Annotated in this window: 22 protein-coding genes; 14 read left to right on the top strand and 8 right to left on the bottom strand. The window is 57.5% G+C overall.

The window, feature by feature from the left end; translation table 11 throughout:
* The first annotated feature begins 3 nt into the window (after positions 1 to 3).
* The gene (locus INF68_RS10700) at positions 4 to 2,619 is read left to right on the top strand and encodes a DUF2339 domain-containing protein (protein WP_126786042.1); all 2,616 of its coding nucleotides are present in this window, start codon (positions 4 to 6) and stop codon (positions 2,617 to 2,619) included.
* On the top strand, positions 2,616 to 4,001 hold the full coding sequence (locus tag INF68_RS10695) for a DUF3999 domain-containing protein (protein WP_126786041.1): 1,386 nt from the start codon (positions 2,616 to 2,618) through the stop codon (positions 3,999 to 4,001). The genes INF68_RS10700 and INF68_RS10695 overlap by 4 nt, the downstream gene beginning before the upstream one ends.
* A gap of 42 nt (positions 4,002 to 4,043) precedes the next feature.
* On the opposite strand, the gene INF68_RS10690 is transcribed toward INF68_RS10695, so the two are convergent.
* On the bottom strand, positions 4,044 to 4,646 hold the full coding sequence (locus INF68_RS10690; RefSeq protein WP_014168840.1) for a peroxiredoxin: 603 nt from the start codon (positions 4,644 to 4,646) through the stop codon (positions 4,044 to 4,046).
* Between the two features lie 127 nt (positions 4,647 to 4,773).
* A complete protein-coding gene (gene acpH, locus INF68_RS10685; protein WP_023310549.1) occupies positions 4,774 to 5,355 on the bottom strand; it encodes an ACP phosphodiesterase in 582 nt (193 codons plus the stop codon).
* Between the two features lie 92 nt (positions 5,356 to 5,447).
* Here acpH and queA point away from each other — a divergent pair, with 92 nt between their 5' ends.
* The 7 genes from queA to INF68_RS10650 all read left to right on the top strand — a co-directional run bounded on the left by queA (position 5,448) and on the right by INF68_RS10650 (position 12,113).
* Complete coding sequence (gene queA / locus INF68_RS10680; RefSeq protein ID WP_047173805.1) at positions 5,448 to 6,518, top strand: tRNA preQ1(34) S-adenosylmethionine ribosyltransferase-isomerase QueA; 1,071 nt, start codon at positions 5,448 to 5,450, stop codon at positions 6,516 to 6,518.
* Between the two features lie 53 nt (positions 6,519 to 6,571).
* Entirely contained in the window at positions 6,572 to 7,699 is a 1,128-nt protein-coding gene (gene tgt / locus INF68_RS10675; protein WP_003859110.1) for a tRNA guanosine(34) transglycosylase Tgt, read from the top strand.
* 22 nt (positions 7,700 to 7,721) lie between these two features.
* Positions 7,722 to 8,054, top strand: a complete 333-nt coding sequence (yajC, locus tag INF68_RS10670) for a preprotein translocase subunit YajC (protein ID WP_003859109.1) — start codon at positions 7,722 to 7,724, stop codon at positions 8,052 to 8,054.
* A gap of 27 nt (positions 8,055 to 8,081) precedes the next feature.
* The gene (gene secD / locus INF68_RS10665) at positions 8,082 to 9,929 is read left to right on the top strand and encodes a protein translocase subunit SecD (protein ID WP_071789390.1); all 1,848 of its coding nucleotides are present in this window, start codon (positions 8,082 to 8,084) and stop codon (positions 9,927 to 9,929) included.
* A gap of 10 nt (positions 9,930 to 9,939) precedes the next feature.
* Positions 9,940 to 10,911: a protein translocase subunit SecF gene (gene secF, locus INF68_RS10660; RefSeq protein WP_024906803.1), complete on the top strand. Its 972-nt coding sequence runs from the start codon at positions 9,940 to 9,942 to the stop codon at positions 10,909 to 10,911.
* A 141-nt stretch (positions 10,912 to 11,052) separates the two neighbouring features.
* Complete coding sequence (locus INF68_RS10655) at positions 11,053 to 11,418, top strand: VOC family protein (RefSeq protein WP_109844812.1); 366 nt, start codon at positions 11,053 to 11,055, stop codon at positions 11,416 to 11,418.
* A gap of 14 nt (positions 11,419 to 11,432) precedes the next feature.
* Positions 11,433 to 12,113 carry a YafY family protein gene (locus tag INF68_RS10650; RefSeq protein WP_126786040.1) on the top strand — a complete coding sequence of 227 codons (681 nt, stop codon included), beginning with the start codon at positions 11,433 to 11,435 and terminating at the stop codon, positions 12,111 to 12,113.
* 120 nt (positions 12,114 to 12,233) lie between these two features.
* Here INF68_RS10650 and INF68_RS10645 read toward each other — a convergent pair whose 3' ends face one another.
* Entirely contained in the window at positions 12,234 to 13,118 is an 885-nt protein-coding gene (locus tag INF68_RS10645) for a nucleoside-specific channel-forming protein Tsx (RefSeq protein WP_025756198.1), read from the bottom strand.
* 267 nt (positions 13,119 to 13,385) lie between these two features.
* Positions 13,386 to 13,925, bottom strand: coding sequence for a DUF3251 domain-containing protein (locus INF68_RS10640; protein WP_023310555.1), 540 nt, complete (start codon positions 13,923 to 13,925; stop codon positions 13,386 to 13,388).
* 152 nt (positions 13,926 to 14,077) lie between these two features.
* Here INF68_RS10640 and nrdR point away from each other — a divergent pair, with 152 nt between their 5' ends.
* From nrdR to thiL, 5 genes are all read left to right on the top strand, one after another.
* Positions 14,078 to 14,527 (top strand): transcriptional regulator NrdR, encoded by a 450-nt coding sequence (gene nrdR / locus INF68_RS10635; protein WP_008503337.1) that lies wholly within the window; start codon positions 14,078 to 14,080, stop codon positions 14,525 to 14,527.
* A gap of 4 nt (positions 14,528 to 14,531) precedes the next feature.
* Positions 14,532 to 15,635, top strand: a complete 1,104-nt coding sequence (gene ribD / locus INF68_RS10630) for a bifunctional diaminohydroxyphosphoribosylaminopyrimidine deaminase/5-amino-6-(5-phosphoribosylamino)uracil reductase RibD (protein WP_126786039.1) — start codon at positions 14,532 to 14,534, stop codon at positions 15,633 to 15,635.
* Between the two features lie 87 nt (positions 15,636 to 15,722).
* Positions 15,723 to 16,193, top strand: a complete 471-nt coding sequence (ribE, locus tag INF68_RS10625; protein ID WP_006176874.1) for a 6,7-dimethyl-8-ribityllumazine synthase — start codon at positions 15,723 to 15,725, stop codon at positions 16,191 to 16,193.
* Between the two features lie 21 nt (positions 16,194 to 16,214).
* Positions 16,215 to 16,634 (top strand): transcription antitermination factor NusB, encoded by a 420-nt coding sequence (nusB, locus tag INF68_RS10620; RefSeq protein ID WP_006809908.1) that lies wholly within the window; start codon positions 16,215 to 16,217, stop codon positions 16,632 to 16,634.
* Between the two features lie 77 nt (positions 16,635 to 16,711).
* Positions 16,712 to 17,683: a thiamine-phosphate kinase gene (gene thiL / locus INF68_RS10615; protein ID WP_033144764.1), complete on the top strand. Its 972-nt coding sequence runs from the start codon at positions 16,712 to 16,714 to the stop codon at positions 17,681 to 17,683.
* A gap of 68 nt (positions 17,684 to 17,751) precedes the next feature.
* Here thiL and INF68_RS10610 read toward each other — a convergent pair whose 3' ends face one another.
* From INF68_RS10610 to xseB, 4 genes are all read right to left on the bottom strand, one after another.
* Positions 17,752 to 18,726, bottom strand: coding sequence for an aldo/keto reductase (locus tag INF68_RS10610; protein ID WP_126786038.1), 975 nt, complete (start codon positions 18,724 to 18,726; stop codon positions 17,752 to 17,754).
* Positions 18,727 to 18,789: 63 nt separating this feature from the next.
* The gene (gene dxs / locus INF68_RS10605) at positions 18,790 to 20,652 is read right to left on the bottom strand and encodes a 1-deoxy-D-xylulose-5-phosphate synthase (protein WP_126786037.1); all 1,863 of its coding nucleotides are present in this window, start codon (positions 20,650 to 20,652) and stop codon (positions 18,790 to 18,792) included.
* A gap of 24 nt (positions 20,653 to 20,676) precedes the next feature.
* Positions 20,677 to 21,576 (bottom strand): (2E,6E)-farnesyl diphosphate synthase, encoded by a 900-nt coding sequence (gene ispA, locus INF68_RS10600; RefSeq protein WP_109844817.1) that lies wholly within the window; start codon positions 21,574 to 21,576, stop codon positions 20,677 to 20,679.
* Positions 21,577 to 21,819 carry an exodeoxyribonuclease VII small subunit gene (gene xseB / locus INF68_RS10595; RefSeq protein ID WP_008503331.1) on the bottom strand — a complete coding sequence of 81 codons (243 nt, stop codon included), beginning with the start codon at positions 21,817 to 21,819 and terminating at the stop codon, positions 21,577 to 21,579.
* Positions 21,820 to 21,962: the final 143 nt, after the last annotated feature.

Below are 21,962 nucleotides of genomic sequence, written 5' to 3'. Positions count from 1 at the left end.
AACATGGACGAGCTTTACATCCTTGGCTGTTTGTTCCTGGTTTTTGCGCTGGTGGTTGCGCCCGTGCTTGCGGTTATTGGCTTTAACCGAAGTACGGCGGCGCGACAGGAGATCGCCCGGCTACGCCAGCGCATTGAGGCGCTTGAGCAGCGCGGCGCGAATGAGATAGCGCCAGAGCCGGTGCAGTCTGCCGCTCCGGCGGTCGTGACCGCGCCGATGGTTGAAGATGCTCCCGCGCCTGTCGACCCCTGGCGTTCCGATACTTCCGCAGCCGTGGCACAACCCGCTCCGGCTCCGACGCCTGCGGCAAAACAGCCTTCTGCCTTTGGCGGCATCCTGACGTCGCTTGCGCGCTGGTTTATGCAGGGTAATCCGCTGGCGAAGCTTGGGATCCTGCTGCTCTTCCTCGGTCTGTCATTCCTGCTTCGCTATACCGTTGAACATTCCCTGTTCCCGCTTGAGCTGCGCCTCGTGGCAATGGCGCTGTTTGCCATCGTTCTGCTGGCGGTCGGGTGGCGGCTGCGGCACAGGCAGCGTGTCTATGCCCTGATCCTCCAGGGCGGGGCGACCGGCGTGCTCTACCTGACGGTGTTTGGCGCATTCCGGCTCTGGCAAATGCTGCCGATGACGCTGGCCTTTGCGCTTCTGGTGGTGATATGCGCGGCGAGCGTCGGGCTGGCGGTGCTGCAGAAGGCGCTGAGCCTTGCCATGCTGGCAAGCCTCGGCGGGTATCTTGCGCCGCTGCTGCTGTCTACCGGGGGCGGCAGCTTTGTGGCGCTGTTCTCTTTCTATCTCCTGCTTTCCATCGGCATTTTCGCTATCAGCATCTGGCAGCACTGGCGCGAGCTGAATCTGCTCGGGCTACTGTTTACGTTCGGCGTGGGCGGCCTGTGGGGGCTGAATGACTACCAGCCTGAAGACTATTGGGTCTGCCAGCTGTTCCTGATCGCCAATACGCTGATATTCGGCGTCCTGAGCGTGGCGCTGTCGCTGCGGGCGCAGGAGAAAGGGAAGCAAATTATTGACGGCGTGCTGCTGTTTGCCCCGCCGCTGATCGGTTTCGGGATGCAGTACGGCATGACCCGGTACTGGGAGTATGGACCGGCCCTGAGCGCGCTGGGCTACGGCGCATTTTATCTTACCCTCGCGTTCCTTGCGCTGCGGCGCTATCCCTCTATCGGGCGACCTCTGGTCATGGCGGCGCTGGCTATTGGCGGCGGATTTGCCACGCTCGCCATTCCGCTGGCGCTGTCGGCGCGCTGGACGGCGATGGCCTGGGCGCTGGAAGGGCTGGGTATCCTCTGGCTGGGCGTACAGCAGAACCAGCGTCGCATGAGCTATAGCGGGACGGCGCTGCTGGTGCTGGCGCTTGGCAGCGCGCTGTGGGCGCAAGCGAACGGCGTTACGTCCCTGAGCCTGCTGCTGATCTTCACCATCCTCAGCCTTTGCTGGCTGGCTGCGGCCTGGCTGTGGAGGACTCTCTTCCTGCCGCTCAGCCGGGCGCTGCTGGCAGGAGGACTGCTGTTCTGGCTGGTGGCGCTATTGGGCGCATCGGGGCTGGTGATGACGCAGGAATTGCCGATTCTGGCGGGCGTGCTGGCGCTGACGGCGGTGTCGGCCTGGGGCTGGCGACAGGTAGCTGCTCGCCTGACGTGGCGGGAGCTGGATGCCAGCAAATGGCTGCTGTGGCCGGTTATGCTGCTGATGGTGGGTTATCAGCTCTGGCATCAGCAGATCGTTGCCGCCGGCTGGTCAAATCTCGCCTGGTGCGTTGCGCTTCCTGCCGCGCTGATGCTGTTGCGGCGCGACGATGAAAGACTCCTGCCGCGCATCGCGATGGGGCTGCATTTGTCGCTGTTCTGGATGATTTTGCTGGCGCTGGCGGCTGAGCTTTACTGGTTTGCCCGTTCATTGCCGTGGGGCATGGCGGCCTGGGGCAGCGGAGTAGCGATGGCAGCATGCGGCGGGGTAATTATGGGGCTCTCTGCAGCCGTACGGCGTCGAGGGTGGCCGTTCCGGGAGTGGCCTGCACTCTACGCCTGCCTGGCGCCGATCCCCGCGGTCGTGGCGCTGCTGGTACTGCTGGTGGTGACCAATTTCCAGGACGGCGTGATCTATCGTCAGACCTGGCTGCCGCTGATAAACCCGCTTGAGGAAGGCGCGGTGTTCGCGCTGCTGGGGCTGGTCGTCTTTTATCGGGCGGTGGATCGCTACTACCCGGCGTGGCTCTCGCAGGCCCGCCCGTGGCCTGCCGTTGCGCTGATGGCGTTTGGCTTCTGGTGGCTGAACGGCGCGCTGATGCGCGCCCTGGCCTGGTACGGCGACGTAGCCTGGAAAATGGCATCGCTGTGGGATTCGCGGCTTATCCAGACCAGTTTTGCCCTGTTCTGGATGCTGAGCGCGCTGGTGGTCATGATCCATGCCACCCGTCGGGCTTCCCGGCAGGAGTGGCTCTGCGGTGCCGCGCTGCTGGGCGTGGTGATGGTTAAACTGATGCTGGTGGACAGCGCGGGCGGAGGCGGTTTGTCGCGCGCGGTGGCGTTTATCGGCGTGGCGATACTGGTTCTGATCGTGGGGTATTTCTCACCGCTACCGCCCAAAACAGGAGATGAAAAATGAAATGGATGAAGGCGGTAGCCTGTACCGCGCTGCTGGCGCTTTCCGGCCCGGCGTTTTGCGACGAGGGACAAATGGAATCGCCCCGGGACTATGCTTTTGGTCTTTCACTCGATACGTCTGTTCCCTCCCAGTGGTATCGGGTGATGCTGCCGCTCGCCGTCTATGAGCAAAGCACGTCGCCGGATCTGCATGATGTTCGCGTCTTTAACCAGTCGGGCGAGCCGGTTCCCTTCAGCCTGGTCAGCGCGACGCGTCCGCAGGGGGCGGTGCAATCCACCGCGCTGCGCCTCTTCCCGCTGGACGCCTCGCCGCTTGCGGCTTCGCGAGGATCCGGTGATAGCGATAAGATCCTGCTCCGTTCCGGAAACGGCGTTGAGATTGTGCTGGAGGGGCAAAAAGCAGCCGCAGCCGGGCAACATTATCTGCTGACCCTGCCGGAACAGGCGACGGGCGAGATCGCTATATCCCAGCTGCAGCTGCTCTGGAATACCCCGCAGACGCCGTGGCAGGGAACGGCGTCGGTCTATTACAGCGAGGATCTTAAGCGCTGGTATACCCTGCGCGAGGATATGCCATTGCTGGACGTCGTCAGCGGCCAGGACCGTCTTAAGCTCGATCGGATCGATACCGATACGGTTTTATCTCCCGATGCGAATCGCTATCTCATGGTGGTGCTGAATGCGCAGAGCCAGGGGCTAGCCTTGACCGGCGTAAACGCAATCAGCGCACCTGCCCAGGCGGCCCCGGAAGCTATCGACCTTGAGGGGGAAGGGGAGCAGCTATCGACAAGCGAAGCGCAGTGGCACTGGGCGCGCCCGCAGCCGCTGAGTGCTGTCAGCATCTCACTGAATGGCGACGGCGTCCTTCCCGTCGAGATCGCGTGGCGGAGTACGGAAAAAGACGCATGGCATCCTCTGAAGAAAGAGGTCCTTTACCGTCTTGAGGGAAAAACGTCGCCACCGGTTTCGCTTAACGGGGGGCTGGTGCAGGCAGTGAAAATCACGACGCTGAATGCGCGTCTGCCAGAATACCTGCCGAGCGTCACGGGACATCGCGACCGCTATGACCTGGTGTTCAACGCGCAGGGGAAAGCGCCGTACGTGCTCGCCTGGGGCAACGGCGCCGCGAAGCCTGCCAGCGTGGAGCCCGGCATGCTGATCCCGGCCGACCTGCGCAAGACCTATGACATGGCGAACCTGCCGCAGGCCGACATTCTGGATGATGTCGCGTTAGGCGGCCAGGAGCGTCTGACCGCTACCTCTGCGGCCGAGCGGGAGAGCAGGATGAACACGCTTCTGGTATGGGGCGTGCTGATTGCGGGGGTGATTCTGCTGGCGGGCATGGCCTGGCGCATCTGGCGAGAGACGCAGCGTAAGGCATAAAAAAGGCCCGCATAAGCGGGCCTTTTTCGTAAACCGTGCCGATTACAGGCTGGATACGTTCTCAGACAGGTATTTAGCCACGCCGTCTGGAGACGCGTTCATGCCTTCTTTACCTTTCTCCCACTGAGCCGGGCACACTTCGCCGTGCTCTTCGTGGAACTGCAGCGCGTCAACCATGCGCAGCATTTCGTCGATGTTACGACCCAGCGGCAGATCGTTCACAACCTGGTGACGAACGATGCCGTTAGCGTCGATCAGGAAGGAACCACGCAGCGCAACGCCAGCGTCCGGATGTTCGATACCGTAAGCCTGCTGGATTTCGCGTTTGATGTCCGCAACCATTGCGTATTTCACCGCACCGATGCCGCCTTTATCGACAGGGGTGTTACGCCATGCGTTGTGTACAAATTCAGAGTCGAAGGAGACGCCAACAACTTCCACGCCACGCTTCTGGAATTCTTCATAACGTTTGTCGAAGGCAATCAGCTCAGACGGGCAAACGAAAGTGAAGTCCATTGGCCAGAAGAACAGAACGGTCGCTTTACCGTTGGTGTGCTGTTTGAAGTTGAAGTTTTCAACGATTTCACCGTTGCCCAGAACTGCTGCAGCTGTAAAATCCGGAGCCGGACGAGTTACCAGAACCATATGATTCTCCTGTAGATACTAAGGTTATTTGGAACGCAACGCGAGCCAGTATAGAGAGTGTTCATGGATAAGACAAAGAGGTGGTGACAATCGTTCCGCCAGCTTTTACCTATCAATACGAATTCTGTCAGAGCTGTTTGTTTTTCGCCTGCGCCATCATGCGCGGGTAAAACTGCCAGAAACGCGCTTCCAGCGCATCGTAATGTTCATCCAGGTCATACCAGGAATCCCGCAGCGCATCCAGTCGCGGTCGGCGGCTCGCCATCCCGTTCAGCACGTTCTGAATGAAGTCCATCTCGCGATAGCGCTCCAGCCAGCGCTCTGACCACAGGTAGTTATTCAGATTGACAAAGCGCGGCGGCGAGTCGGGCAGAATGATCGACACCTGCTGGTGGGCATAGCGCACAAACGCCGGCAAGGGCATCTCCGGCGACAGCTGTTCCCAGTGGCGCGACAGAAAGTGGTCCCACATCACGTCGAGCGTGATCGGCGCAACGCGGCGCGTTTCAGGGCGAAACCACGCTTTGGCTTCCGTCACTTCCGGCAGCTTATCCGTCAGCACGTCGATGCGGCGGTGCATAAAAATCCCGTCGACAACCTCAGGGGAATAGTCCTCAGCGGGGTTGCCGCGTACGAAATCGGCCAGCAAATTGCCGGACAGGGAGCTGTCAGCGAGGTGAGCGAGATGCAGGTGAGCGAGAAAATTCATGCGTTTCATTTGTCCGGGGGCGGCTAGTTGTTGCAGCAAAAGGGTGTGAGCACTAGACTATGCCGCCTGTTTTTAAGTCACGAGTATACGTCATGCGCGTCGCCGATTTCTCCTTTGAACTACCTGAATCCCTGATTGCTCACTATCCCATGCCTGAGCGCAGCAGCTGTCGCTTACTGTCACTGGATGGGCCAACGGGCGAGCTGACGCACGGTACTTTCACCGATTTGCTCGACAAGCTCAACCCTGGCGATCTGCTGGTCTTTAATAATACCCGCGTGATCCCGGCGCGCCTGTTTGGCCGTAAAGCCAGCGGCGGCAAGATTGAAGTGCTGGTCGAACGTATGCTCGATGATAAACGTATTCTGGCACATATTCGCGCGTCTAAGGCGCCGAAGCCGGGCGCTGAACTGCTGCTGGGCGATGATGAGAGTATCAAAGCGACCATGACCGCGCGCCACGATGCGCTGTTTGAGGTGGAGTTCAACGACGAGCGCACGGTGCTCGATATCCTGAACGCCATCGGCCACATGCCGCTGCCGCCGTATATTGAGCGTCCGGACGAAGAGGCCGACCGCGAGCTGTACCAGACCGTCTACAGCCAGAAGCCAGGCGCCGTTGCTGCCCCGACCGCGGGCCTGCATTTTGATGAGCCGCTGCTGGAGAAACTGCGCGCGAAGGGCGTGGAGATGGCGTTCGTGACGCTGCACGTCGGCGCGGGAACCTTCCAGCCGGTGCGCGTGGACAGCATTGAAGATCACATCATGCACTCTGAGTATGCTGAAGTGCCTCAGGACGTGGTGGACGCGGTGCTGGCGGCGAAAGCGCGCGGTAGCCGCGTCGTGGCGGTCGGTACAACGTCCGTGCGCTCACTCGAGAGCGCCGCGCAGGCCGCAAAGAGCGATCTTATCGAGCCGTTCTTTGGCGATACGCAGATCTTTATCTACCCGGGCTATCAGTACAAAGTGATTGACGCGCTGGTGACCAACTTCCATCTGCCTGAATCAACGCTGATTATGCTGGTGTCGGCATTTGCCGGTTATCAGCATACGATGGCGGCCTACAAGTCTGCGGTAGAACAAAAATATCGCTTTTTTAGCTACGGGGACGCGATGTTTATCACGTACAATCCGCTGGCTTTGAATGAGCGTGTCGGGGAATAAGTCCGCGGCACCGTTTTACAACGTTGGACTGTTTTTCTGACGTCGGAGAAAAAATGAAATTTGAACTCGATACCACCGATGGCCGCGCGCGTCGCGGTCGCCTGGTGTTTGATCGCGGCGTGGTGGAAACCCCCGCGTTTATGCCTGTGGGCACGTACGGCACCGTAAAAGGGATGACGCCGGAAGAAGTAGAAGCCACTGGCGCACAGATTATCCTCGGCAACACCTTCCACCTGTGGCTGCGTCCGGGTCAGGAGATCATGAAGCTCCACGGCGACCTGCACGATTTCATGCAGTGGAAAGGCCCAATCCTGACCGACTCCGGCGGCTTCCAGGTCTTCAGCCTGGGCGATATCCGCAAGATCACCGAGCAGGGCGTACACTTCCGTAACCCGATCAACGGCGATCCGATTTTCCTCGATCCCGAAAAATCGATGGAGATTCAGTACGATCTCGGCTCTGACATCGTGATGATCTTCGACGAATGTACGCCGTACCCTGCTGACTGGGACTACGCAAAACGCTCCATGGAGATGTCTCTGCGCTGGGCGAAGCGTAGCCGTGATCGTTTTGACTCCCTGCAGAACAAAAATGCGCTGTTCGGCATTATCCAGGGCAGCGTTTACGAAGATTTACGCGATATCTCTGTTAAAGGTCTGGTAGAGATAGGTTTTGATGGCTACGCTGTCGGCGGTTTGGCTGTGGGTGAGCCGAAGGAAGACATGCACCGCATTCTGGAGCATGTCTGCCCGCAAATCCCGGCGGATAAACCACGATACCTGATGGGCGTGGGTAAACCAGAAGATCTGGTTGAAGGCGTACGCCGCGGCATTGATATGTTCGACTGCGTCATGCCAACCCGCAACGCGCGTAACGGCCATTTGTTCGTTACCGATGGCGTGGTGAAAATCCGTAACGCGAAGCATAAGAGTGACACCAGCCCGCTCGATTCCGAGTGCGATTGCTATACCTGTCGCAATTATTCTCGCGCGTATCTGCATCATCTCGATCGTTGCAACGAGATTTTGGGCGCGCGTCTCAATACCATTCATAATCTTCGTTATTATCAGCGCTTAATGGCTGGTTTACGTAAGGCTATCGAAGAGGGTAAATTAGAGAGCTTCGTGACCGATTTCTACCAACGTCAGGGGCGGGATGTTCCACCGTTGAACGTTGATTAATTTTAATAATGAGGGAATTTGAATGAGCTTTTTTATTTCTGATGCGGTAGCGGCAACAGGTGCTCCAGCGCAGGGCAGCCCGATGTCTCTGATTCTGATGCTGGTTGTGTTCGGTCTGATCTTCTACTTCATGATCCTGCGTCCACAGCAGAAGCGCACCAAAGAGCACAAAAACCTGATGAACTCCATTGCGAAAGGCGATGAAGTACTGACTAACGGTGGTCTGGTGGGTCGCGTAACCAAAGTGGCTGAAAATGGCTACATTGCTATCGCCCTGAACGACACCACTGAAGTGGTCATCAAACGTGACTTCGTAGCTGCCGTTCTGCCGAAAGGCACCATGAAGGCGCTGTAATCCCAACTTTTCCCAAAGGGAACTGCCGTGTTAAACCGTTATCCTTTGTGGAAGTACATCATGCTGGTCGTCGTGATTCTCGTCGGCCTGCTGTACGCGCTTCCCAACCTGTATGGTGAGGATCCGGCTGTTCAAATCACTGGCGCGCGCGGTGTCGCCGCCAGTGAGCAAACGCTGATCCAGGTCCAGAAAACGTTACAAGAAGAAAAAATTACCGCTAAGTCTGTGGCTCTGGAAGAGGGGGCAATTCTTGCTCGCTTCGACACCACCGATACGCAGCTCCGCGCTCGCGAAGCGCTGATGGGCGTGCTGGGTGACAAATACGTCGTGGCGCTTAACCTTGCCCCTGCAACCCCGCGTTGGCTGGCTGCGATGAAAGCAGAGCCAATGAAACTCGGTCTTGACCTGCGTGGCGGCGTTCACTTCCTTATGGAAGTGGATATGGATACCGCGCTCGGCAAGCTGCAGGAACAGAATATCGACAGCCTGCGCAGCGATCTGCGTGATAAAGGCATCGCTTACACCACCGTGCGTAAAGAAGATAACTACGGCATGAGCATCACGTTCCGCGACAGCGCGGCGCGCGATCAGGCTGTAGATTACCTGACCCAACGTCACCGTGACCTGGTAATCACCTCTCAGGGCAGCAACCAGCTGCGCGCGGTGATGACCGATGCGCGTCTGAAAGAAGCGCGTGAATATGCCGTTCAGCAGAACATCAACATTCTGCGTAACCGTGTAAACCAGCTGGGCGTGGCTGAGCCGCTGGTACAGCGTCAGGGTGCTGACCGTATCGTGGTTGAACTGCCGGGTATCCAGGATACCGCGCGTGCGAAAGAGATTCTGGGTGCGACCGCAACCCTGGAATTCCGTCTGGTGAACTCCAACGTCGATCAGTCCGCTGCCGCCGCAGGGCGTATTCCGGGTGACTCCGAAGTGAAACAGACCCGCGAAGGTCAGCCAGTAGTGCTGTACAAACGCGTGATCCTGACCGGTGACCACATCACCGACTCCACGTCGAGCCAGGACGAATACAACCAGCCGCAGGTTAACATCTCGCTGGATAGCGCGGGCGGTAACATCATGTCTAACTTCACCAAGGACAACATCGGTAAACCGATGGCGACCCTGTTCGTGGAGTACAAAGACAGCGGTAAGAAAGATGCAAACGGTCGTGCGGTGCTGGTGAAAGAGGAAGAGGTGATTAACATCGCCAATATCCAGTCTCGTCTGGGTAACAGCTTCCGTATCACCGGTATTAACAACCCGAACGAAGCGCGTCAGCTCTCCCTGCTGCTGCGTGCCGGTGCGCTGATTGCGCCAATTCAGATTGTTGAAGAACGTACCATTGGTCCAACTCTGGGTATGCAAAACATTCAGCAGGGTCTGGAAGCGTGTCTGGCCGGTCTGGTGGTCTCTATCCTCTTCATGATTTTCTTCTATAAGAAGTTTGGTCTGATTGCGACCTCCGCGCTGATCGCCAACTTGGTGCTGATCATCGGCATTATGTCCCTGCTGCCGGGGGCGACGCTGACCATGCCGGGCATTGCGGGTATCGTTCTTACCCTTGCGGTGGCGGTCGACGCCAACGTACTGATTAACGAACGTATCAAAGAAGAGTTGAGTAACGGTCGCTCTATTCAGCAGGCGATTGACGAAGGCTATAAAGGCGCGTTCAGCTCTATCTTCGATGCGAACGTAACAACACTGATTAAGGTTCTTATCCTGTATGCAGTGGGTACTGGCGCGATCAAAGGCTTTGCGATTACAACCGGTATCGGTGTCGCAACGTCAATGTTTACCGCTATTGTCGGCACCCGTGCCATCGTGAACCTGCTGTACGGCGGCAAGCGCGTCAAAAAGCTGTCTATCTGAGGAGTGCGTTGTGGCACAGGAATATACTGTTGAACAATTGAACCACGGCCGTAAAGTCTGGGACTTTATGCGCTGGGACTACTGGGCCTTCGGCATTTCAGGTTTCCTGCTGATTCTGTCCATCGTCATTATGGGCGTGAAAGGCTTTAACTGGGGGCTGGATTTCACCGGCGGTACGGTCATCGAGATCTCCCTGGAAAAACCGGTCGATATGGACCAGATGCGTCTGTCTCTGCAGAAAGCGGGCTTTGAAGAGCCGCTGCTGCAGAACTTCGGCAGCAGCCGCGACATCATGGTGCGTATGCCACCGGTGCACGATGCCAACGGCAGCCAGGAGCTGGGCAGCAAGGTTGTTAGCGTGATTAACGAAACAACCAGCCAGAACGCGGCGGTCAAGCGTATTGAGTTCGTCGGCCCAAGCGTGGGTGCTGACCTGGCGCAGACCGGCGCGATGGCGCTGCTGGTGGCGCTGATTTCCATCCTGGTATACGTCGGTTTCCGCTTTGAGTGGCGACTGGCGGCCGGTGTGGTTATCGCTCTGGCGCACGACGTGGTGATCACCATGGGCATACTGTCGCTGTTCCACATTGAGATTGACCTGACGATTGTGGCATCCCTGATGTCCGTTATCGGTTACTCACTGAACGACAGTATCGTGGTATCAGACCGTATCCGTGAAAACTTCCGTAAGATCCGTCGCGGTACGCCGTACGAAATCTTTAACGTGTCGTTGACCCAGACGCTGCACCGTACCCTGATCACATCCGGTACCACCCTGATGGTGATCCTGATGCTGTTCCTCTTCGGTGGTCCGGTACTGGAAGGCTTCTCGCTGACCATGCTGATCGGTGTCACCATCGGTACGGCGTCGTCTATCTACGTCGCGTCCGCTCTGGCACTGAAACTCGGCATGAAGCGCGAGCACCTGCTCCAGCAGAAAGTCGAGAAAGAAGGGGCGGATCAGCCGTCCATTCTGCCGTAAGGCGACGTTTAGCGCGTTATCGAAATCCCGGTCTGTTGACCGGGATTTTTTTATCTGCTCCTGACAAACACTCCTGACACAATGCTGTCAGGAGCCCTGTCGTAGACTCCTTCTGAACCCTAATAACAGGCAGGAGGATGTATGAAAAGCGTCATTAACTGGTTTGAAATTCCGGTCGCGGATATGGATCGCGCCATCAAATTTTATGAGCCGGTGATGCAGCTCGCACTGCGTCGCGAGAAAATGGACTGTGCGGAGCTGGCCGTTTTCCCGCATGAGGATCCGTATACCGGCGGGGCGCTGGCAAAATTTGACGGCGTTACACCGTCTTTGCAGGGCGCTATTATTTACCTGCATACTGATAATCTGGCGGCCACGCTCGATCGCATCGCCTTCGCGGGCGGCGAGTGCGTGTTTGGCCCGCTGGAACTGCCGCATGGCATTGGCACTATCGCATTATTTACCGACAGCGAGGGTAACCGCGTCGGCCTCCATCAACCTGCCTGAGAGCGGAATAAGATATGACCCGACGCGCTGACCGTTTGTTTCAGATTGTGCAGATCCTGCGGGGCAGGCGTCTGACAACGGCAGCGCATCTGGCGGAACGGCTTGGCGTATCCGAGCGCACGGTCTACCGCGATATCCGCGACCTGTCGCTTTCCGGCGTGCCGGTGGAAGGTGAGGCGGGGAGCGGATATCGGCTGATGTCGGGTTTTGACCTGCCGCCGCTGATGCTGACAAATAGGGAGTCAGAGGCGCTGATCGTCGCGATTCGCCTGCTCAAAACCTGGGGAGGAGAATCGCTTTCGCGCGAGCTGGAGTCGGCTCAGGAGAAGGTGCTGGCTATCCTGCCCGAGGAGAGTCGTCGAAAGGCGGAGCAGACGCGGATCTACGCCCCGGATTTTTGCATGCAAAGCCACTCCCGTAGCGATTTTGACATGATCCATCAGGCAATTTCCGCTCAGCGTGTGCTGGCGCTGCATTACCGCGACGAAGTTGGGCAACTCTCACAGCGTGAGGTTCAGCCGTTAGGATTGTTCTTCTGGGGTGAGCGCTGGCTGCTGGCGGCGTGGTGCGAACGGCGCGATGACTATCGCTGTTTCCGGCTCGACCGATGTCTCAATATTGTGCAGACGGAGAGGCGGTTTAGCGAGAGTGCGGACAGGTCTCTGGCCGATTTTTTGCGGAAGGTTAAGCAGTAAAAAGCCTGGCGGCGAGGTAAAAGCAAAACGGCAACGTATGTTGCCGTTCTTAGTATTTGTTCCCTCTCCCTGTGGGAGAGGGTCAGGGTGAGGGCATCAGCCCGCACAGTCCAGCGCTGATTAGAAGTTATAACCCACAACCAAGTAACCACCCCAGCCGGTAGAGCGAACGCTGAAGTCGCCGTTGCCGAAGTTCAGGCTCGCGTCGTCGTTCCACTGACCACCGTTGTGCCAGTAACGCGCAACAACAGAGTAGTGCCAGTGATCGTAGTTCAGAGCCAGGATGTGGCTGGAAGCGATGGAGTCGTTGGTGCGCGCTTTCTTACCGTTCAGGTCGCGGAAGTCGTTGTCGCCCAGATCTGAACCCCAGTCAAAGTTGGTGAAGCCGATATAGCTCAGGTTACCGCCCCACAGCTGGGTAATTGGCACAAAGTATTTCACTTTGAAACGGTAGCCATCCCACTCGTTTTCGTTCGCGGCGCCGTAGTTCTGCCACTGGTACTTAGCATACACGTTCAGAGACAGGCTCATTGGCAGGCCGGTATCGATGTCCGTACCCAGACCCATGTACCAGGTGCTCTGGCGACCAGACTTATTGCGGCCCATGTCGTAGATGTAGTTGTTCGCGAAGTACCACTCTTTGAACGGACCAAACGCCAGGCTGGTACCGGTCAGTTTATCAATAGAGAAGCGTGGTTCAATTTCCATGAACAGTGGGGAACCGTGGTTCCAGATACCTTTCGCGTCGGTGTTACCGCCGAAGAATACCGGTGCATCCATATAGCCGTAGAAATCAAACCAGTCTTTCTTGGCGAACGCTTCGTACTCCAGGTAGGTATCGTTGCGGATCTGTGGTCCGAAACGGGTGTGGTAGCTGCCCACGACGTTAACGCTCTGGTGCCACCAGTCGGAGAGGTATTGTGGTTTATCGTTTTCCGCTGCGTTAACAGTGAAAGAGGAGGAAAGTGCCAGCACAGCGCCGGCTGCAAGTAATGTTTTTTTCATAATCATGCCACTGATTGAAATTCCCTTCCGGGAGTGAAAAATGCGCGAATTGCGTTTCTAAATATTTCGTGTTTCTGCGGTGCCTATTATAGGAATCCCTGCTCACAAAAATATGTGTTGTTTCACATATCTCTCACACGCGTAATCGATTGCGTTCACGTTTGCGTACTTTAAACGGGCGGGATTGTAGCGGCAATCATTTATGTTGCCAATCCATACGAAATGTAAATGTTAGCGGAGTGACATTGCACTCCGCTGAAGGAGGGGTTACTGCGCGGCGGGCTGGATATCGTGGATGCGGATAAAACCTAACTGATCTGGCGTGAGTCCACTCAGCTGAAGCGGGATATCAACATCGCTGGGCGCCAGTATACTCGCGGGAGCAGTGAACAACTGGTTCTTCACATTCACTTCCTGATAGCTCTCGGTTGTGCCCTGGATCTGGCCCCACTCGACGGTGCCACTGAAGGCCGGAAGTGGATCGTTGGATTCTCCCTGGATGCGTAATGTTGCGCGAGTACCATCTGCATTCGCCGCAACGTTCACCAGTGACATTTTAAGCGTGCCAATCTGGCTGTTGAGCCGCGCAGGCGTATTGGCACCAGGCAGCAGATACACCCCGCTGCTGGATTTTGCGTTCAGCGCGTTTTGTTGGGTGATCTTCACCGTTTCTTTATTCAGTTTGTCCATCGCCGTATTGAGCGTGTTGACGCTTTGTTTCATCTGGCGAACTTCGGTTTGCTGTGCACAGGCGCTAAGGGTGAAGAGGCTCCCCACCAGCAAAATTTTAAGGTAACGTCTTGTCATTGCGTTTATTTCCTTGAAATAACGGATCGCCTTAATGGTAGCCAGCCTTGACGTGTCAGACATAGATCCTTTGTCTCAAAAAGCTCTTCCTTTGTTGTCAGGCCAGATCAGGGTAAAATGAAAATTAGTTAACCACATAACAGGGATACCGTATGCATTGCCCATTCTGCTCCGCTGTGGATACCAAAGTCATCGACTCTCGTCTTGTGGGCGAAGGGTCATCCGTACGCCGTCGTCGGCAGTGTCTGGTGTGCAACGAGCGTTTCACGACCTTTGAGGTTGCAGAGCTGGTAATGCCGCGCGTGGTAAAAAGCAACGACGTGCGCGAGCCGTTTAACGAAGAGAAACTGCGCAGCGGGATGCTGAAGGCTCTGGAAAAACGACCCGTCAGCGCGGACGACGTTGAGATGGCGTTAAACCACATAAAATCTTACCTTCGTGGTTTGGGTGAGCGTGAAGTGCCGAGCAAAATGATCGGCAACCTGGTGATGGAGCAGCTGAAAAAGCTCGATAAGGTCGCCTATATCCGCTTCGCCTCGGTCTACCGCAGCTTCGAAGACATCAAAGAGTTTGGCGAAGAGATCGCCCGCTTACAGGATTAAGCTCATGCAGGATGAGATTTACATGGCGAGAGCCATGAAGCTGGCGCAGCGCGGTCGTTTTACCACCCATCCCAACCCGAACGTCGGGTGCGTTATCGTTAAAGATGGCGAGATCGTAGGGGAGGGGTTTCACTATCGTGCTGGCGAGCCGCATGCCGAGGTCCATGCGTTGCGCATGGCCGGTGAGAAGGCGCGCGGTGCCACAGCCTACGTCACGCTGGAGCCCTGCAGCCATCACGGGCGTACGCCGCCGTGCTGCGAAGCGCTGATCGCGGCGGGTGTTTCACGCGTGGTCGCCTCAATGCAGGACCCGAATCCACAGGTTGCCGGACGCGGTCTGTATCGCCTGCAGCAGGAAGGCATTGACGTCAGCCATGGGCTGATGATGCAGGACGCGGAAGCGATCAACAAAGGCTTTCTGAAGCGCATGCGCACGGGGTTCCCGTATATTCAGCTTAAGCTGGGCGCCTCGCTGGACGGTCGTACGGCGATGGCAAACGGCGAAAGCCAGTGGATCACGTCGCCACAGGCAAGGCGCGATGTGCAACGTCTTCGCGCGCAAAGCCATGCTATTCTCACCAGCAGTGAAACCGTTCTGGCTGACGATCCGGCCATGACCGTGCGCTGGGACGAGCTGAATGCCGATACTCAGGCGCTGTACCCGCAGGAGAACCTGCGTCAGCCGCTGCGTATTATCATTGATAGCCAGAACCGCGTGACGCCGGAGCACCGTATTGTCCAGCAGCCGGGTGAAACCTGGATCGCCCGCACTAAAGAAGATACGCGCGAATGGCCGGAAGGCGTGCGCAGTATTATGGTGCCGGAGCATAACGGTCATCTGGATCTGGTGGTGCTGATGATGCTGCTCGGCAAGCAGCAGGTGAACAGCATCTGGGTTGAAGCGGGGCCAACGCTCGCCGGTGCGCTTTTACAGGCCGGGCTGGTGGATGAGCTGATTGTTTACGTTGCGCCTAAACTCTTAGGTCACGACGCGCGCGGCCTGTTCGTTCTGCCCGGCCTTGAAAAACTGGCCGGCGCACCGCAACTCAAATTTAGCGAGATTCGTCCGGTAGGCCCGGATGTCTGCCTCCACTTAACGACAGCGTAATTGCTCCTGAAATAGGGAAGCAGTGCGCAAAGTATTATGATAAAATCCGCCCCCCTGCGGGGCCAAATGAACCCGTAAAGGAAGAGTATGAACATTATTGAAGCTGCTGTAGCTACCCCGGACGCTCGCGTCGCCATCACCATTGCGCGTTTCAACAACTTCATCAACGACAGCCTGCTGGAAGGTGCGATTGACGCCCTGAAACGTATCGGCCAGGTTAAAGATGACAATATTACCGTTGTTTGGGTTCCAGGCGCTTACGAACTGCCACTGGCGGCGGGCGCGCTGGCGAAAACCGGTAAATACGACGCGGTGATTGCGCTGGGTACCGTTATTCGTGGCGGCACTGCGCACTTCGAATACGTTGCGGGCGGTGCAAGCAACGGTCTGGCACACGTTGCGCAGGATGCTGAAATTCCTGTCGCGTTCGGCGTGCTGACCACCGAAAGTATTGAACAAGCCATCGAACGTGCTGGCACCAAAGCCGGTAACAAAGGTGCAGAAGCTGCACTGACCGCGCTTGAAATGATCAATGTATTGAAAGCCATCAAGGCCTGATTTTTTTGTAAGGGGAATTCCGTGAAACCTGCTGCTCGTCGCCGCGCCCGTGAATGTGCCGTCCAGGCACTTTACTCCTGGCAGTTGTCCCAGAACGACATCGCTGATGTTGAATACCAGTTCCTGTCAGAACAGGACGTAAAAGACGTTGACGTTCTGTACTTCCGCGAACTGCTGTCGGGAGTGGCGACTAATAGCGCGTATCTCGATGGCTTGATGAAGCCATACCTGTCCCGTCTGCTCGAAGAGCTGGGTCAGGTTGAAAAAGCAGTGTTGCGTATCGCGCTGTTTGAGCTGTCTAAACGTGATGATGTGCCGTATAAAGTGGCCATCAACGAAGCGATCGAGCTGGCGAAAACCTTCGGCGCTGAAGACAGCCACAAGTTTGTAAACGGCGTACTTGATAAAGCAGCACCTGCGATCCGTCCCCACAAAAAGTGATCCGCAAACCGGAGTCCTGCATTGCCTGACGGGCAGTGCGGCTCCGGTTTTTTCTTTTATTTGCTGAGGCATAACGTATGGCATGCGGCGAATTCTCCCTGATTGCCCGTTATTTCGACCGTGTCAGAACCTCTCGTCTTGATGTTGAAACCGGCATTGGCGATGACTGCGCACTTCTCAATATTCCCGAAAAACAGACGCTGGCAATCAGCACCGACACCCTGGTGTGTGGCCGTCATTTCTTACCGGATATCGATCCTGCCGATCTGGCGTATAAAGCCCTGGCGGTTAACGTCAGCGATCTGGCGGCGATGGGGGCCGATCCCGCGTGGCTGACGCTGGCTCTGACGCTGCCTGAGGTAGATGAAGCCTGGCTGGAAGCCTTTAGCGATGCGCTTTTTGAGCAGCTTAGCTATTACGATATGCAGCTGATTGGCGGCGACACGACTGCCGGTCCGCTGTCGATGACGCTGGCGATCCACGGCTACGTGCCGCTCGGCCGCGCGCTGAAGCGCTCGGGTGCAAAACCCGGCGACTGGATCTACGTGACCGGTACGCCGGGCGACAGCGCGGCCGGGCTGGCGATCCTTCAAAATCGTTTAACGGTTGAAGATGCTGACGATGCGGCGTATCTGGTGAAACGCCACCTGCGGCCAACGCCGCGTATTTTGCACGGCCAGGCGCTGCGCGAACGGGCAAGCTCGGCTATCGATCTCTCTGACGGGCTGATCTCCGATCTCGGCCATATCCTGAAGGCCAGCGGCGTAGGTGCGCGCGTTGACCTGGATCTCTTCCCGCTGTCTGAGCAACTGCTTCGCCATGTGGAGCCTGAGCAGGCCCTGCGCTGGGCGCTCTCCGGTGGTGAAGACTATGAGTTGTGCTTCACGGTGCCTGAGCTCAACCGTGGAACGCTGGACGTGGCGTTAGCGCATCTCGGCGCGAAGTTTACCTGCATCGGTCAGATCATGCCGGAGAGCGAAGGGCTGAAGTTTGTGAAAGACGGCGCGCCCGTTACGCTGGACTGGAAAGGGTACGATCACTTCGCGTAAGCTTTTGCCGGGTGGCGGCTTCGCCTTACCCGGCCTATGTGTTTTGTTCCCTTTCTCTGTGGCAGGGCTTACTTAAACCCCACCACCGGATGCGGCTGATACGGCGTCTCCAGCTCGGCAATCTGCTCTGGCGTCAGCGTGATATCCACCGCATTCAGCAGCTCATCCAGCTGTTCTTCCCGCGACGTTCCAATAATCGGTGCCGCGACCCCGCGCTTGCCCAGCAGCCAGGCCAGCGCTACCTGGGCGCGAGTGGCACCGGTATCGTCGGCAATTCCGGCTAAACGTTCGGCAATCAGCGCATCGCTGGCTTCTGTACCGGAATAAAGATTTTTTCCCACTTCATCCGATACCAGGCGAGCCGTGGTTTCCCCCCATGGACGGGTCAGGCGGCCGCGCGCCAGCGGACTCCACGGGATCACCGCCACGCCCTCCTGATGGCACAGCGGCAGCATCTCGCGTTCTTCTTCACGATAGATCAGATTGTAGTGATCCTGCATGGTGACAAATCGCGCCCAGCCGTGCTGCGCCTGGAGAGCCAGCGCCTGGGCAAACTGCGACGCGTGCATAGACGACGCGCCGATGTAGCGAGCTTTCCCGGCTTTGACCACGTCGTTGAGCGCCTCAAGCGTCTCCTCGACTGGCGTGTTGTAATCCCAGCGGTGAATTTGCAGCAGATCGACGTAATCCATGTTCAGGCGTCTGAGGCTGTCATCAATGGAGCGCAGGATCTGCGCGCGAGAAAGGCCCTCAGCCAGATCGCCCACCGGGTAGTAGACCTTGGTGGCGACGACGATATCATCACGACGGGCAAAATCGCGCAGGGCGCGGCCGACAATCTCCTCGCTGCTGCCGTCGGAGTAGCTGTTGGCGGTGTCAAAGAAGTTAATGCCGCCCTCGATGGCGCGTTTGATAATCGGACGGCTGCTCTCTTCCGGCAGCGTCCAGGCGTGGTTTCCCCGATCGGGCTCGCCGAAGGTCATGCATCCCAGACATAGTCGGGAAACCTTAAGGTCCGTTTTTCCTAATGTTGTGTATTGCACGGTTCCGCTCCTGCTGTTTAAACACCAGGTTTAAGCATAGCAGGAGCGGAAAAGGGGGAGGGGTCAGTCCAGCCAGGTACGGATTTTGGCTTCGATACCGGCGGCGTCCAGGCCAATAGCCGCACGGGCTTCGTCCTGAGTACCTTGCGGAATGAAGTGATCCGGCAGGCCGATGTTCAGCACCGGCACGGCTTTACGGTTCGCCATCAGTACCTCGTTCACGCCGCTGCCCGCGCCGCCCATGATGGCGTTTTCTTCCAGCGTGACCAGCACGTCATGCGTCTCAGCCATACTCAGGATCAGAGAGTCGTCGAGCGGCTTCACAAAGCGCATGTCCACCAGGGTGGCATTCAACGCTTCAGCCGCTTTAGCCGCCTCCGGCATCAGCGTGCCGAAGTTCAGTATCGCCACTTTTTCACCGCGACGCTTCACCAGACCTTTACCGATCGGTAGTTTTTCCAGCGGCTGAAGCTCAACGCCCACCGCATTGCCGCGCGGGTAGCGAACGGCGCTTGGGCCATCCTGATAGTGGTAACCGGTAAACAGCATCTGACGGCATTCGTTCTCGTCGCTTGGCGTCATGATAACCATATCGGGAATACAGCGCAGGAAAGACAGATCAAACGCGCCCTGGTGCGTCTGGCCGTCGGCACCGACGATGCCTGCACGATCTATAGCAAACAGTACCGGCAGCTTCTGAATCGCCACGTCGTGGATCACCTGATCGTAGGCGCGCTGCAGGAAGGTGGAGTAGATAGCGACAACCGGCTTGTAGCCGCCAATGGCCAGGCCCGCCGCAAACGTCACCGCATGCTGCTCGGCAATGGCAACGTCAAAATACTGGTCAGGGTATTTTCTGGAGAACTCCACCATGCCGGAGCCTTCACGCATGGCAGGCGTCACCGCCATCAGCTTGTTGTCTTTGGCTGCGGTTTCGCACAGCCAGTCGCCGAAGATTTTGGAATAGCTCGGCATGCCGCCGCTGCTTTTTGGCAGACAGCCGCTGGACGGGTCGAATTTCGGCACCGCGTGGAAGGTGATCGGATCTTTTTCCGCCGGTTCGTAACCGCGCCCTTTTTTGGTCATAATGTGCAGGAACTGCGGGCCTTTCAGGTCGCGCATGTTCTTGAGCGTGGTCACCAGGCCCAGCACGTCGTGGCCGTCAACCGGGCCAATATAGTTAAAGCCCAGCTCTTCAAACAGGGTGCCCGGCACGACCATGCCTTTGATGTGCTCTTCGGTGCGCTTGAGCAGCTCTTTAATCGGCGGTACGCCGGAGAAGACTTTCTTGCCGCCTTCGCGCAGCGAGGAGTAAAGCTTGCCGGAGAGCAGCTGGGCCAGATGGTTGTTCAGCGCGCCGACGTTCTCGGAAATCGACATTTCGTTATCGTTAAGGATAACCAGCATGTCCGGCTTGATATCGCCCGCGTGGTTCATGGCTTCGAAGGCCATCCCTGCGGTGATGGCGCCGTCGCCAATCACGCAGACGGTGCGGCGCTGCTTGTTCTCTTTCTCGGCGGCAACGGCAATCCCGATGCCCGCAGAAATGGAGGTGGAAGAGTGGCCGACGCTCAGCACGTCGTACTCGCTCTCACCGCGCCACGGGAACGGGTGCAGGCCGCCTTTCTGACGAATGGTGCCAATTTTATCGCGACGTCCGGTCAGAATTTTGTGCGGATAAGCCTGGTGCCCCACGTCCCAGATCAGCTGATCGAACGGCGTGTTATAGACGTAGTGCAGCGCCACGGTCAGCTCTACCGTGCCAAGCCCGGAGGCGAAATGGCCGCTGGAGCGGCTTACGCTGTCGAGCAGGTAGCGACGCAGCTCGTCGCACAGCTTCGGCAGGCTCTCTTTCGGCAACAGACGTAGCTCCTGGGTGGAGTCAACTAACGCCAGTGTCGGGTATTTGGCAATATCAAAACTCATCAAAGGCTCATCGAGATATATAGTTTATTTATTACGCTGGATTATATAGTCCGCTAGCGCTTCCAGTGCCGAGGTATCCAGCGATTGCGCGGCCAGTTCATTTAGGGACTGGCGGGCTTCGTCAATCAGATCCCGGGCTTTACGTTGGGCTTGCTCAAGGCCCAGCAGGGCGGGATAGGTACTTTTGCCAAGCTGCTGGTCCGCACCCTGACGTTTACCCAATGTTGCAGTATCGCCCACCACATCCAGAATGTCATCCTGAACCTGGAATGCCAGACCGATACTTTCTGCGTATCTGTCCAGAATCGGCAGGGCTTTGCGCCCTTGTTCACCCGCGCTCAGCGCGCCCAAGCGAACGGCGGAACGAATCAACGCCCCGGTTTTATGGCGGTGAATACGCTCCAGCTGTTCCAGATTAACCTGACGTCCTTCCGCTTCAAGATCCAGCGCCTGTCCGCCGCACATGCCGGCCACGCCGCTGGCCATTGCCAGCTCGGAGATCATCGCCAGCCGATCGCGGTCGGCCACTTCCGCCATCGGCGCGTCGCTCAGAATCGAGAACGCCAGCGTTTGCAGGGCATCACCCGCCAGAATGGCATTCGCCTCGCCAAACTTGATATGGCAGGTGGGTTGACCCCGACGCAAATCGTCGTCGTCCATGGCCGGGAGATCGTCGTGGATCAGCGAGTAGGCGTGGATGCACTCCACGGCGGCTGCCGGGGCGTCCAGCGTGTTATCGCTGATGCCAAACATATTGCCTGTGGCGTACACCAGGAACGGGCGCAGGCGCTTTCCACCCAAGAGTGCGCCATAGTGCATGGCTTCAACCAGTGGAGTGTTCTGAAAAGGCTGTGGCGCAATAAAACGGCGCAGGGCGTCGTTGGCGCGTACGACACGCGCCTGAAGCTCGTTGGCAAAATCCATTTACTCGGCGTCCGGTGTGAAAGGCGTGGTTTTCGCGTCTTCGCTGTCGGAAAGCAGGATCTGCACGCGCTGCTCGGCCTGCTGCAGTTTGACCTGTCCCTGGCGCGCCAGCTGCACGCCACGCTCGAATTCATTGAGCGCCTCTTCCAGCGGGAGATCGCCGCTCTCAAGACGGGTAACGATTTGCTCCAGTTCACTCAGCGCAGTTTCGAAACTGGCCGGTGCGTCGTTCTTCTTCGGCATAGTGAATTGACTCTTATATTCTCAGCCCCGACATGGTAACGGACTCAGGGCAATTATCAAATAACGCGCAATGTGCACAGGAGCGGCGCGATGGTGGTATACTTGCGCGCCTGGATGCAGCCACGGGTGTGGGCTGCTGTACT

This window comes from Enterobacter cloacae complex sp. P16RS2 (genome assembly GCF_014982155.1).
Lineage (GTDB): Bacteria > Pseudomonadota > Gammaproteobacteria > Enterobacterales > Enterobacteriaceae > Enterobacter > Enterobacter cloacae_M.
The sequence above is the reverse complement of the archived record's forward strand: the minus strand, read 5'-3'. Positions and strand labels throughout refer to the sequence as shown.